The sequence below is a fragment of the Rhizobium sp. 2YAF20 genome (genome assembly GCF_052114685.1).
Taxonomy (GTDB): domain Bacteria; phylum Pseudomonadota; class Alphaproteobacteria; order Rhizobiales; family Rhizobiaceae; genus Rhizobium.
The window spans coordinates 225,974-238,047 of the sequence record NZ_JBFRFF010000001.1 but is presented as its reverse complement, the minus strand read 5'-3'; the positions used below and the strand labels follow the sequence as shown (position 1 = coordinate 238,047).

Here is a 12,074-nt window from a genome sequence, read left to right as displayed (position 1 = left end):
CTCCCCCGAGGCATCCGGCTCAGGCTGGCTCGAACAGCGGTTTTATGGTCATTTCGGGCACCAGTACCAGTCCCTTGTCGGTGATGCGGATTTCCGGGATCACTGAAAGCGGGATGAGATTGAAGCCCATATAGGCGATCGTGCATTCCGCCTTTTCCCATTCCACCTTCAAAAGCTTCACCTCTTCGGCAACTTCGTGCACGCGCTTGTCCGACAAAAGACCGGCAATCGGCAGCGGCACCATGGCCGTGACCTTGCCGTCCATCACCACACAGACACCGCCCTGCCTGGCCTCGATCGCATCGAGCGCCACCTGCATATCGGCCTCATTGGTGCCGGCGACGATGATGTTGTGGCTGTCATGGCCGACCGACGAGGCGACGGCACCTTTCCTGAGGCCAAAGCTGTTCAGCAGCCCATGGGCAACATTGCCCGGCGATTTTCCATGGCGTTCGACGACGGTCACGAAGCAGAGCCCGTGGCGCTCGAAATGCGTCTCCCAATCGCTTGCAGGCTCGAGCCTGAGCGTCACGTGGCCAAGCGTAATCCCCGGCAGCTCGGTCTTGATCGTATGGGCGATGACCGGCTCGGTCGGCAGGTCGGGTGAAAGCTTCAGGTTCTTTGGAAGCTTGACCGTGTGATAGGCGGCCTCGGGATAACGATAGGCATTGGAGAGTGCCGCATCGAGGATCGGCGTGATCTTGCGGTCCTCGACCACGAGCTCGCCGCCATACCAAGTGCTGACCGGCTTCAATTCGTCGGTCAAAAGCACCAGGTCGGCGCGGCGCCCGCCGCCGAGCCCGCCGATTTCACCGTCCATGCCGAAGCGTGTCGCACCGTGCAGGGAGCCCATGGCCCAAGCCTGCTCCCGCGACATCCCCGCCTTCATCGCTTCGCGCGTCACCCAGTCGAGACCGAACAGCAAGAGGTCGTCCGCATCCCGGTCGTCGGTGCATACCGCGATCCGCTTGTGCGACGCGCCAAGCTCGGTGATCGTCTTGATAGCATGGGGCAGGCTGTGCCACGGCGTCGTCGGCGGCCCGCCGCGCAGAAACAGCCAGATGCCGGCCTCGAGCATGTCGTCGGCGATCTCGCGGTCGATTGCCTCATGCGTGTCGGTAACGCCCGACGCGGCGTAGGCGGAAACGAATTCGCGGCCGTAGACATGGCCGGATACGGGGCGACCGCGTTGCAGGGCCGCTGCAAGGATCGCGTGGCTGCGCTCATCGCCCATCGCCACCTGCACGAAATCCATCTTCTCGCCGAGCGCCACCGCTTCCGGCCACTTATCGAACAGCCCAGCAATTTTTTCAGGCGTCAGGTCACCGCCGGCCGTCTCCAATGCCGAAGAGGTCGCAGGAACCGTGCTTGGCACCGTCAGGAAGATCGACAGCGGCGCATGCCGCGCATCTTCGAGCATCGCCTCGACACCGGCCACGTCCATCACATTGCCGATCTCGTGGCTGTCGCAGAAGATCGTCGTCGTGCCATTGAGCAGCGCCGCCTCGGCATAGGCGCAGGCCGTCACCATGCTGGATTCGATGTGGATGTGCGGATCGACCAGTCCCGGCGCAATGATGCCGCCCTTGGCGTCGAAGCGCCGGGCAGCGCTTCCCCTGTAGCTGCCGGCAGGCTTGACGGCAGCAATACGGCCACCGGAAATCCAGATCTCCCTGTCGGCGAGAATGCGCTCGGAATAGGTCGAAAGCACCCGGGCGCCCTGGATCACCAGGTCGGGTTCGCGCCGGCCAAAAGCAACGTCGGCAAGCGTCCGTGTCATGATCGATAGCGGCTTGACGGAGAAACGGGTGAGCGTGGTCATGGAGATCCAGTCCTCAAATCGGTGATACCTGGGAATGCCGGCTACGGCAGGAAGGACGCCTGCAATCGTATTGCATAGAATTTGAACATGCTTTTCATTTGAGCATGTTAGGCTGCTTTGAAGAGGGACTTCAAGTGAGGAAAGGCCTGGGCGGAGCACTTCCTGAACATTCGCGTTTCTAGCAAGAAACGGGCTTCTTTCGGCCGCCGTCTGTGAGACTGTCGGTGCTTGAGAACGTGGAAATGGAGAAATCGACATGAGAACGACCATACTTGGCCTCGGCCTCGGACTTTTCGCCGTCTCATCCCCAGCCTTGGCGATATCGACACAGATCTCGACGCGGATTTCGTGCTCGGCAATTCACGCGCTCGTGCAGAAGGAAAGGGCTGTTATCCTGCGTTATGCGTCGAAGACGACGCCCGGCCTGGCGATCTACGATCGAGCGGTCGCCGATCCCGACGTCTGCTTTGGCAGCGGTACCGGGCTCAAGACCAGCTTCCCCGCCTCCGACACCGCCACTTGCGTCGTCTGGACCTGCCAGCCCGGCAGCGACCTACGCCCTTGATCGCAAGCGGCCGTCAATCCGCGGAAATCAACGTGAACAGCTCCTGCGCGCGCTTGACGCCCCTGAGCGCATAGCGGCCGACGGAAACCAGGTCGTTTCGCTGAGAAACCCGCGCCGCGTCAACAAAGCTGGCCGACATCAGGATATCCCGATCAACCGAATGGCACATCGAAGCAATACGGCTGACCTCGTTGACCGCAGGGCCGATGACCGTGAAGTCCAGCCGGTCCTGGCTGCCGATATTGCCGTAGAACACATCGCCGATATGGAGGCCGAGATAGACGTCCGTCACCGGCCGGCCCTCGATCTGGCGCTGGGAGTTCAGATCCCGCAGCCGCTGGCGCAGCAGGGATTCCGCCTTCAGCGCCGCCGCGCAGGCATCGCCCATCTCCTCCGCCTTGAATATCGCCAGCGTCCCGTCGCCCATCAGCTTCAGCACATTGCCGCCAGCCTCGTGGATCGACGAAATCACCGCATCGGCGTAGTCGTTCAGCATCGGAATGATCTCGTCCGGCTCAGCGGTGTCGGAGATGCGGGTATAGTTCGCAAGGTCGGAAAACCAGAGTGCTGCCGAAATGCGCTCCGTCTTCCCCCGCATGATCTTGCCTTCGAGAACATGCCGGGCGGCATCCTCGCCGAGATAGACCTCGGCGATCGTCCGGGCGATCCGGCCAAGTGCCGTGCATTTGACCGCCAGCCCCAGCGCAGGGATAAGCCGACGCAGGGCCGAGAGGTCGTCATCGCTGAAGCCGGCGGCGGTCATCGTCGAGAAATGCGAGAAAAAGCAATCCATCTCGCCGATCGTGCCGGTATCTTCAAAGCGATGCACGAAGGCGATGAAGTCGGTATATCCGGCGTCCTTCAGCTTATCGAGCAGGTAGAAATCGGCGGGGTCACCGAGGTTGAAACGGCGGCGGACCTCGTCCAGCTTATTTTCCAAAAGATGGTAGAAAGCGGAGTTCTGCCAGGTCTCAGCAGCCGTCCCCTCGCCCGTAGGGCCGTATTCGAGGACCGGTTCTATGATTTCGGTGCTGTCCCAACGGAAAACCCGTCCTTCGAAGACCGGATGAAGCGTGTCCATCAACGCCATACCGCGGTCGATGTCGAGGCCACGCGCGCGGCAGGCATCGCAGAACCCGGCAAGCAGGTCGGCCTCCGACGTACCTTTCAGACCTTGCTGCATGAGCCATGCAGCAATCTCGCCGATGTCTTTGTCTTGCATGGATGTCGTCCCATCTGCTGTGAAGCCGATTTAATACCAAACACGCCGACAAGAAAGCGTCAGTTGGATAAATTAGCGGCAAGGACAGCCAAAGGCCGCCTCGAGGGGTCCCGAAGCGGCGATTTGACGTGATGCTGGCCTGACGAGCTGGCCTGGCGAGCCACAGGCTCTACGCGTTGATCCGCGGCGTCAGCAGGTCTTCCAGGCCAATGCGGCGAAACATCTCGGCGCGCACGCGATCGGCAACGCCATTGACGATTTCCGCGCCGTCTTCGGACGGATCGATGTGGACGCGCAACGGCCTCGCGCCAAACGGCATGCCGATCACATCGACGATGGCGACCGCCACGCTTCCAGCGTCCGCGTCCGCAGGTTCCAGCGCGGCAAGGCCCTTCAGCGCCTGATCCGGAACGCCGGCGTAAGGTCCCTGGTCATATTCGGCGGCACGGTCCTTGTCGGCGGGCGAGCCGGAATGGACGAAATGGTTCGTGCCCTTGGTAAAGGCACCGGGGACGATGATCGACGTCTCGATGCCCCAGCGGCTGAGCTCGGAGGCGTAGGAGACGGCAAGCGAAACCATCGCCGCCTTTGCCGCAAAATAGGGTGACAGATAGGGCGGCGTGCCGCCGCGTGTGCTTGATGACGACACCCAGACGACAAGGCCCTTGCCCTGCTTGGGCAAATGGGGAAGTACGGCCCGGTTGACGCGCTGGGTGCTGAGCACGTTGATATCGAAGAGTTCGGCGAACTGCTCCGGCGTGAAGGCTTCCGCCGGGCCGAAGGATATGTGACCGGCATTGTGGATGATCACGTCGAGATGTCCGACATCGGCGATGATACTGGCGATGCCAGCTTCGACGGACGCGTCATCGGCGACATCGAACTCGACGGAGCGCAGGTCGACGCTGTTTTCCTTAGCGAAGACGGCCGCATCGGCGACGGCCTTGGCATTGCGGGTCTGCGTGGCGCGGATGCCGGCATAGACGGTGTGGCCGGCCTTGGCGAGAGCACGGGCGGCAAGCGCGCCGAAACCGCCCGATGCACCGGTGTTGACGATGACTTGCTTGCTCATGATGCAGTTCCTTCTTTTGAGATTGAGGAAGTTCAGTCCAGCGGCGACCTTCCTGACCGCTGCCGGAGAGCTCGGGCTCAGACGATGCCGCCGTTTGCGCGCAGCACCTGGCCGTTGATCCAGCCGCCGTCGGGGCCGACCAGGAAGGCGACGGAAGCGGCGATGTCTTCCGGCGTGCCGAGGCGCTCCAGCGGGTTCATCGTCGCCATGCGTTCGATCAGTTCGTCGCTCTTGCCGTTGAGGAAGAGGTCGGTGGCGGTCGGGCCGGGAGCAACCGCGTTGACGGTGATCCCTCGTCCACGCATTTCCTTCGACATGATCGCCGTCAGCGTCTCGACGGCAGCCTTGGTCGCGGCGTAGACGCCGTAGCTTTCAAGCTTCAGCCCGACGACGCTTGTCGAAAAATTGACGATGCGGCCGCCGTCGCGCAGGCGCTTGCCGGCTTCGCGAAGGGTATTGAACGAGCCCTTCAGGTTGACGCTGATCTGGCGATCGAAATTGGCGTCGTCGGCGTCGGCAAGCCTTGCCAATGTCATGATGCCGGCATTGTTGACGAGGACATCAACGCCGCCGAATGCAGCCTCCGTGGCCTCGAACATGCGCCGAACGGCTTCCGCATCGCTGACGTCGGCCTTGGACGTCAGTGACTTGCCGCCTCTTGCCTCGATCTTTTTGGCAAGCTCGTCGGCGGGCCCTGCGTTGCCGGAATAGTTGATGACGACAGTGAAGCCTTCGGATGCGAGACGCTCGGCGATGGCAGCGCCAATGCCGCGGGATGCGCCTGTGACGATCGCGACTTTGCCTGTGTTCTTCGACATTTCTCGTCTCCTTCATGGATGTGCGCCGCAGCGCGTTTCGATGAGGAGAAGATGCAACCTTTCATTTCGCGCATAATCAGGCATTGTTCGGCATCACTATCCGGAGGTTACGAACAAAAAGATGGACAGGTTCGATGCCATGCGGGTCTTCACCCGCGTCGTGGAAAGGCGCAGCTTCACCCTGGCGGCGCAAGACACCGGCCTGCCGCGCTCGACGGTGACCGACGCGGTCAAGAAGGTGGAGGCGCGGCTCGGCGTCCGCCTGCTGCAGAGAACCACCCGACAAGTCGCACCGACACTTGACGGCGAGGCCTATTATCAGCGCTGCCTTCGTATCCTCTCGGAGATCGAGGACGCCGAAAGCGCCTTTGCCGGGGCGAAACCGAAGGGGCAGCTACGGGTCGATGTCCACGGCACGCTTGCCCGCCATTTCGTCCTGCCGAGCCTGCCGGGCTTTCTGGAAGCCTACCCTGATATCGATATCTACATCAGCGAAGGCGACCGGCTGGTCGACCTTGTCCGCGAGGGCATCGATTGCGTCCTGCGCGTCGGCGACCTGCAGGACAGCGACATGATCGCCCGCCGCGTCGCCATGCTTGAGGAGATCACCCTGGCGTCGCCTGCCTATATCGCGCGCCACGGCATGCCGATCCATCCCGATGCGCTCGAGGGCCACCGCATCGTCGGCTTTCGATCGAGCGCGACCGGCGGTCTGCTGCCACTGGAACTGACCGTCGACGGAGCGGTGCGCAATTACCCCTTGCCCGCAGTCGTGTCGGTCAATGCCGCGGAAAGCTATGTCGCCGCGGCAAAGCTCGGCCTCGGGATCATCCAGGTGCCGCGCTATCACGTCGAACAGGCCTTGCAATCCGGCGAGCTGATTGCGGTCCTCGCGGACTTTCCGCTGACCCGGACGCCGGTCTCCATGCTCTACCCTCGCAATCGCCAGCTTTCGCCGCGCGTGCGCGTCTTCATCGACTGGGTCGCCAAGGTCTTCAATCGGCAGGCCGAAGCCGAAACCTGAATTGCGCCGTCCAAATAAATCGGACGGGCCCTTTGAACGGAGCAACGGCGTCCCTACCTCCAATAGGAAATTCCAGAACGGCTCGGCTCTGTCTGCCGGCATCATCTAACGACTTTCCAAGAGGGATTGCGCGCATGACCGAACAGAAGCAGTTGAAGCTTGGCGCCTTCATGCGCCCCGTCAGCCTTCACACCGGCGCCTGGCGCTACCCCGGCGCCTATCCGGACGCGAACTTCAATTTCAAGCACATCAAAAGCTTTGCGCAGAAGCTCGAAGCGGCAAAATTCGACGCCTTCTTCATGGCCGATCACCTGGCCGTACTCAATATGCCGGTCGAGGCGCTGAAGCGCAGCCACACGGTCACCTCGTTCGAGCCGTTCACGCTGCTTTCGGCGTTGGCAGCGGTAACCGAACGGATCGGCCTCGTCGCCACGGCCTCCACCACCTTCGACCAGCCCTACCACATTGCCCGCCGCTTCGCCTCGCTCGACCATATCAGCGAAGGGCGCGCCGGCTGGAATATCGTCACCACGTCCAACCCGGACGCGGCTCTCAATTTCGGCCTCGATGAACATGTCGAACACGACGAGCGCTACCTCCGCGCACGCGAATTCTACGATGTCGTCACCGGGCTTTGGGACAGCTTTGCCGACGACGCCTTCATCCGCGATGTCGACAGTGGCATCTTCTTCGATCCGGAAAAGATGCATGTCCTTGCCCACAAGGGTGAGAACCTCTCCGTTCGCGGCCCGCTGAACATCGCGCGTGCGCCGCAGGGCTGGCCGGTCATCGTCCAGGCCGGACAGTCCGAACCCGGCCGGCAGCTCGCTGCCGAGACCGCGGAGGTGGTCTTTGCAGCGCCGCGCGATCTTGAAGGCGCAAAGTCGCTCTATGCCGACATCAAGGGCCGGATGCAGCGGATCGGACGCAATCGCAACCATCTGAAGATCCTGCCCGCCGCCTTCGTCGTCATCGGCGACAGCGTCGAGGATGCCCGCGCCAAGCGCGCCAGGCTCGATAGTCTCGTCCACTACGACAGCGCGCTTGCGTCGCTGTCGATCGCGCTCGGCCACGATGCATCCGGCTTCGACCCGGACGGCCCGCTGCCCGAAATACCCGAAACCAATGCGAGCAAGAGCAGCCGCGAGCAGGTGATCCGGCTGGCGCAAATGGAAAATCTCACCGTGCGCCAGCTCGCGCAGCGGCTCGGCGGTTATGGCGGGCTCGCCTTTGTCGGAACGCCACAGACGATCGCCGACGAGATGGAGCAATGGCTGTTCGAAGAGGGCTCCGACGGCTTCAACGTCGTCTTCCCCCATCTCCCCCAGGGCCTCGACGACGTGGCCGACCGGCTCATTCCGGAGCTGCAGCGGCGTCGACTGTTCCGCCTGAACTATGAGGGCACGACGTTGCGCGACCATCTCGGCCTGCCGCGACCGGAGAACCGGTTTTTCACCCATGCGGCCGAGGCGGCTCAGTGACATCAGCCGACAAATCGGTCAGAAGATGTCGACCCTTTGAAAGCAGCGATCGATGAGCCACCTGTCCCATTTCGACTACGATGCAGCGTCTGACGCTGCGCGCGCCGAACACGACCGCGAAGTGGCGCTCCGCGGTCGCATGACCAACATGAAGCGAACCCTGCTGCACTCCCCAGCAGCGCACCGCATCTATGCGGAATGGTTCACGCTGCGAGAAGAACTGCGCCCGGCGCTTGACGACCGCGCCGTCTGGCTCTTCTGCCAGGCGATCTCGATCGAAAGCCGGGCAATCATTCCGGTCGGCTTTTTCCGACGGGCACTGATCAATGCCGGATTTTCGCCCGAAACCATCGAGCCGACCAGCGATGAAGCCCTGCTGATCGAATTCGGCAAGGCGATCGTCATCGATTCCAGCGCCGTTCCGGATATTCTCTGGGATCGCCTGAAAGCACGCTATGACGAGCCGAGCCTGGTCAACCTCGTCGCCTTCGCCGGCATCATGATCGCCACCGCCATCTTCAACAACGTCGTCGACGTCGATCTCGACCCCGAGCTCCTGCCCTATCTCGAAGGCTTCGAATTTTCGCAGCGCCAGACGTGATCCTGCGTTTGCGGCGACAGCCCCCTGACCCTCTCTGCGCAGGCGACAGGGCAATTGCAATGGAGACGGATTGGCGGTTGCTTGTTCCAGCCCTCATGGTGGGGAGGCCTGCAGGGCCGTCTCGAACCACGAGGGCTGGCCAAGAGGCCTCTTGCCTGCTTAGACCGCCCACATCGGCGCAAGCGCCCTCGCCCATCGAAGCAATTCTTCGAATTGCACCTCAGGATGAGGCCTGAACCTCTCAGCGCCGGTTCCAGTCGCTCTCATAGGCAATTGCCCTGCAGCAAGCCGGGCGAAGGTGCCCGCCCTTCGACATGCGCAGGAGGGCGGATGAGGGGCCCGCGAGCTCGCCTATTACCCCGAAATCACCGTCGAAAACGCCGGATTGCCGCGGATCGTGTTGCTGACCGTGCAGATCTCGTTTTCGGCGGCATGGGCGATCGCATTGCGTGTCGCGTCGTCGAAATCGCCCTTGATCGTGAAGGCGATGTTGAATTTCTCGATACGGGAAAGCCCTTCCCCGGCCTTTTCTCCGGTAATGGCGGCGCTGACTTCGGTCAACTTGTCGAGCACGCCCATCTGGCTTGCCGCCATTCGGGCGCTCAAAACGAGGCAGGCCGAGAGCGACGCATAGAGAAGATCGAGCGGACCAAAGCCGACCTGCGAAGGCGCGGTGACGACGTTGATCTCGCCGCCCGTGACTGACGTTACATGAGGAAATCCGGTGCGGCCGAGCACTGCGGTCGCGCCCGTATGCCTTGCCTTTGCCTTCAGCTCAACCATGTCGAAACATCCCTTGAATGTTGAAATATCGTTGAGACAAATAAGGATTGTCACTGAGCGAAACAATCGTCTCAGTCGATGGAATGATGGGCGCGGTCTCCCAGCTCGGCGAACCGCGCGGCGCTCTTGCTGAGATGATTCCGGAGGTTGCGCCTTGCGCCGGCCTCGTCGCCGTCGCGGATTGCCACGAAGATCGAGTAATGCTCGCGGCGCATGCGAGCCGAATGTCGAGTACGCTCGGCAGGCGGACGAAGGCGCCGTGTCCCTGCTGCGACCAGATCCGCCCTTCCGAGCGTAGCCGGGCGATCGCCTCGCGCACCACGTTGCGGCTGACCCCGAAGGTCTGGGCCAGCGCCTGCTCTGTCGGCAGCTGGTCGCCGACTTTCAGTCGTCCCTGGGCGATCTCGCGCGAGATGGAGCTTGCAACCAGGGTCGATAGATGCGGCCCGCGATTGACCTTGTTTCAGCGTCATCGATCCCCCTTGCCGGCGGCAGGGCGATGCCCGCCGATATCCATTCGTCAAGTCCGCGCAGCGATCGAAACGGCTGGCCTCGAACATCAAGCACGGCGAATATTCGGACGGTTGCCCTGTTCCGAAAACCGAATTGAAAACCGCGACTTGCCTAGGCTGATGAGAGATGCGCAGAAGAGGCATGGATATAGCGAAGGCTTGCCGCCGCGGTCTTTGTTGCCGCTCGACCTTGCGCATTGGCAATCGAGTGGTCATGTCCTAAGTTTGCGATCCCAATGCCGCACTTTGTCCCAACCTTAAGCATTTCTACCGCTGCGAGACAGACGATATCATGACCGTTTCCGATCCCCGCGCCTTCCTCACATCCCTTTTCGACGCCGCGGTGAAGGCGGCCGACCCCTTGACCGGCATCCAGGCCCATCTGCCGCCGCGACCAAAGGGCCGGACGATCGTGGTTGGCGCCGGCAAGGGATCGGCGCAGATGGCCGCAGCCTTGGAGAGGTGCTGGGACGGTCCGATCGAGGGGCTGGTGGTGACCCGCTATGGCTTTTCAGCACCCTGCAAGCGGATCGAGATCATTGAAGCCGCCCATCCGGTTCCCGATGAGGCCGGCCTCATCGCGTCAAAGCGGCTGCTGAAGCTTATCGAGGGGCTAACGGCAGACGATCTGGTGATCGCGCTGATCTCCGGCGGTGGGTCGGCGCTGCTGCCCTTGCCCGCGGGCGCCCTCGGCCTTGCAGACGAGATCGCGGTCAACAAGGCGCTTCTCGCCTCCGGCGCGCCGATCTCCGCGATGAATGTCATCCGCAAGCATCTGTCGAATATCAAGGGCGGACGCCTTGCCGCCGCTGCCTATCCCGCTAAGGTGGTGTCGCTCGTTGTTTCCGACATTCCCGGCGACGATCCCGCGCTCGTCGCGTCAGGCCCGACCGTGCCGGGCGCTGGCACCCGCGCCGAGGCGCTGGACCTGATCCGCCTTTACAAGCTCGATCTGCCACCGGAAGTCATGACGCATATCGCCACGGCCGACGTCGATGCGCCTTTTCCCGATGACGCAAGGTTTGCCCGCAATGAAGTGCATGTCATCGCCTCGGCAGGTGTTTCGCTGGAGGCCGCCGCCGCCTCTGCGTGCATGGCCGGCATCGAAGCCGCCATCTTATCGGATGCCATCGAAGGCGAGGCGCGCGAGGCAGCCCACGTCCACGCGGCCATCGCCCGCGAAATCCTCAACCGCAATCGGCCGTTCCCAAAACCGATCGTTCTGCTTTCCGGCGGCGAGACGACGGTGACGCTGACCGGCAAGGGCAAGGGCGGGCGCAATTCGGAATTCCTGCTGTCTTTGGCGATCGACATCGACGGCGCGAACGGCATCCATGCCATGGCAGCCGACACTGATGGCATCGACGGCAGCGAGGACAATGCCGGCGCTTTTGCCGATGGCGGCACGGTCGCCCGGTTGCGCAAGGCCGGACTGGTCCCCGCCGAAATGCTCCGCAACAACGACGCCTGGTCGGCATTCAATGCCATCGGCGATCTCTTCGTGCCCGGTCCGACCGGGACGAATGTCAACGATCTGCGGGCCATACTCATCCAGTGACGGCGCTCATATATTAGGGCTAATGATCCGTCGAGCACCTTTCGCATCGGCCATAGGCTGAGGCGGTCGCCGTCCAGCGGAAGAAGTGGCCGTGACAATGCACGCACTCGATTTCCACCACATGCTGCTGTTTGGTGGTCGAGGGAGCGGCCGGGCGGATGGTCCGCTCGCTTCTCCACTGTTCAAGTTTGGTCACGATCATCAGAGCTCTCCCGACGGTCTCTGCGCCTTTCAGCAGGGACACTGGCCTCAGCTTGCGCGTCATGCGGTGCAATGACGATTGCCAGGAGGAGTTATCCCCGTTATTCTTTGATTATACATTAGGTGTTCGCAATATTTAGGCGATTTTTATAGTATTAATTGCTGATATAGTTATAATCCGAAGTCTGAATGATGTAATCCGAAAGAGTTACTTCATACTCGCCCAAACCCGGCGGCGCCGCGCGATACTTGCCTCAAAGATGACTTCGAGCGACGCGGAAGTGATTCGCGCTGCAAGTCGTGAGATCCCCAATCGCAATCAATCTCACACAAGATAAATCCGCGATCGGGGGTGGACATCCGCTTTCCGAAGGGCTCCTTTTGCAGCGGCTATGATGTCTGGAGGAAACCATAT

General features: G+C 62.0%; 11 protein-coding genes and 1 pseudogene. 5 read left to right on the top strand and 7 right to left on the bottom strand.

Features of this window, described 5'->3' with window-relative positions; all coding sequences use genetic code 11:
* Positions 1–19: 19 nt before the first annotated feature.
* Positions 20–1,822: an adenine deaminase C-terminal domain-containing protein gene (locus AB4Z52_RS01150; protein WP_442216059.1), complete on the bottom strand. Its 1,803-nt coding sequence runs from the start codon at positions 1,820–1,822 to the stop codon at positions 20–22.
* Between the two features lie 256 nt (positions 1,823–2,078).
* Here AB4Z52_RS01150 and AB4Z52_RS01145 point away from each other — a divergent pair, with 256 nt between their 5' ends.
* Entirely contained in the window at positions 2,079–2,387 is a 309-nt protein-coding gene (locus AB4Z52_RS01145) for a hypothetical protein (RefSeq protein ID WP_442216058.1), read from the top strand.
* Between the two features lie 13 nt (positions 2,388–2,400).
* Here the strand turns inward: AB4Z52_RS01145 and AB4Z52_RS01140 are convergent, their stop codons facing one another.
* The 3 genes from AB4Z52_RS01140 to AB4Z52_RS01130 form a co-directional block, all read right to left on the bottom strand.
* On the bottom strand, positions 2,401–3,609 hold the full coding sequence (locus AB4Z52_RS01140; RefSeq protein WP_442216057.1) for an adenylate/guanylate cyclase domain-containing protein: 1,209 nt from the start codon (positions 3,607–3,609) through the stop codon (positions 2,401–2,403).
* Between the two features lie 169 nt (positions 3,610–3,778).
* Positions 3,779–4,681: an SDR family NAD(P)-dependent oxidoreductase gene (locus AB4Z52_RS01135; RefSeq protein WP_442216056.1), complete on the bottom strand. Its 903-nt coding sequence runs from the start codon at positions 4,679–4,681 to the stop codon at positions 3,779–3,781.
* A gap of 77 nt (positions 4,682–4,758) precedes the next feature.
* Positions 4,759–5,499, bottom strand: coding sequence for an SDR family oxidoreductase (locus AB4Z52_RS01130; RefSeq protein WP_442216055.1), 741 nt, complete (start codon positions 5,497–5,499; stop codon positions 4,759–4,761).
* Between the two features lie 121 nt (positions 5,500–5,620).
* Here AB4Z52_RS01130 and AB4Z52_RS01125 point away from each other — a divergent pair, with 121 nt between their 5' ends.
* From AB4Z52_RS01125 to AB4Z52_RS01115, 3 genes are all read left to right on the top strand, one after another.
* Positions 5,621–6,523: a LysR family transcriptional regulator gene (locus AB4Z52_RS01125; protein ID WP_442216054.1), complete on the top strand. Its 903-nt coding sequence runs from the start codon at positions 5,621–5,623 to the stop codon at positions 6,521–6,523.
* Between the two features lie 134 nt (positions 6,524–6,657).
* On the top strand, positions 6,658–8,004 hold the full coding sequence (locus tag AB4Z52_RS01120) for an LLM class flavin-dependent oxidoreductase (RefSeq protein WP_442216053.1): 1,347 nt from the start codon (positions 6,658–6,660) through the stop codon (positions 8,002–8,004).
* A 52-nt stretch (positions 8,005–8,056) separates the two neighbouring features.
* Positions 8,057–8,605: a hypothetical protein gene (locus tag AB4Z52_RS01115; RefSeq protein ID WP_442216051.1), complete on the top strand. Its 549-nt coding sequence runs from the start codon at positions 8,057–8,059 to the stop codon at positions 8,603–8,605.
* Between the two features lie 354 nt (positions 8,606–8,959).
* Here AB4Z52_RS01115 and AB4Z52_RS01110 read toward each other — a convergent pair whose 3' ends face one another.
* Together AB4Z52_RS01110 and AB4Z52_RS01105 are read right to left on the bottom strand one after the other, a co-directional pair.
* Positions 8,960–9,388: an OsmC family protein gene (locus AB4Z52_RS01110; RefSeq protein ID WP_442216049.1), complete on the bottom strand. Its 429-nt coding sequence runs from the start codon at positions 9,386–9,388 to the stop codon at positions 8,960–8,962.
* A 71-nt stretch (positions 9,389–9,459) separates the two neighbouring features.
* Positions 9,460–9,818 (bottom strand): annotated as a pseudogene (locus tag AB4Z52_RS01105) (winged helix-turn-helix domain-containing protein).
* Between the two features lie 374 nt (positions 9,819–10,192).
* Between AB4Z52_RS01105 and AB4Z52_RS01100 the strand changes: the two are divergent.
* Positions 10,193–11,458 (top strand): glycerate kinase type-2 family protein, encoded by a 1,266-nt coding sequence (locus AB4Z52_RS01100; RefSeq protein WP_442216047.1) that lies wholly within the window; start codon positions 10,193–10,195, stop codon positions 11,456–11,458.
* A gap of 19 nt (positions 11,459–11,477) precedes the next feature.
* Here AB4Z52_RS01100 and AB4Z52_RS01095 read toward each other — a convergent pair whose 3' ends face one another.
* Positions 11,478–11,660 (bottom strand): hypothetical protein, encoded by a 183-nt coding sequence (locus tag AB4Z52_RS01095; RefSeq protein WP_442216045.1) that lies wholly within the window; start codon positions 11,658–11,660, stop codon positions 11,478–11,480.
* Positions 11,661–12,074: the final 414 nt, after the last annotated feature.

What these genes read in the sequence shown, in the direction of transcription:
- AB4Z52_RS01150 (WP_442216059.1), bottom strand. Translation starts at nt 1,822, where the DNA reads ATGACCACGCTCACCCGTTTCTCCGTCAAGCCGCTATCGATCATGACA.
- AB4Z52_RS01145 (WP_442216058.1), top strand. Translation starts at nt 2,079, where the DNA reads ATGAGAACGACCATACTTGGCCTCGGCCTCGGACTTTTCGCCGTCTCA.
- AB4Z52_RS01140 (WP_442216057.1), bottom strand. Translation starts at nt 3,609, where the DNA reads ATGCAAGACAAAGACATCGGCGAGATTGCTGCATGGCTCATGCAGCAA.
- AB4Z52_RS01135 (WP_442216056.1), bottom strand. Translation starts at nt 4,681, where the DNA reads ATGAGCAAGCAAGTCATCGTCAACACCGGTGCATCGGGCGGTTTCGGC.
- AB4Z52_RS01130 (WP_442216055.1), bottom strand. Translation starts at nt 5,499, where the DNA reads ATGTCGAAGAACACAGGCAAAGTCGCGATCGTCACAGGCGCATCCCGC.
- AB4Z52_RS01125 (WP_442216054.1), top strand. Translation starts at nt 5,621, where the DNA reads ATGGACAGGTTCGATGCCATGCGGGTCTTCACCCGCGTCGTGGAAAGG.
- AB4Z52_RS01120 (WP_442216053.1), top strand. Translation starts at nt 6,658, where the DNA reads ATGACCGAACAGAAGCAGTTGAAGCTTGGCGCCTTCATGCGCCCCGTC.
- AB4Z52_RS01115 (WP_442216051.1), top strand. Translation starts at nt 8,057, where the DNA reads ATGAGCCACCTGTCCCATTTCGACTACGATGCAGCGTCTGACGCTGCG.
- AB4Z52_RS01110 (WP_442216049.1), bottom strand. Translation starts at nt 9,388, where the DNA reads ATGGTTGAGCTGAAGGCAAAGGCAAGGCATACGGGCGCGACCGCAGTG.
- AB4Z52_RS01100 (WP_442216047.1), top strand. Translation starts at nt 10,193, where the DNA reads ATGACCGTTTCCGATCCCCGCGCCTTCCTCACATCCCTTTTCGACGCC.
- AB4Z52_RS01095 (WP_442216045.1), bottom strand. Translation starts at nt 11,660, where the DNA reads ATGATCGTGACCAAACTTGAACAGTGGAGAAGCGAGCGGACCATCCGC.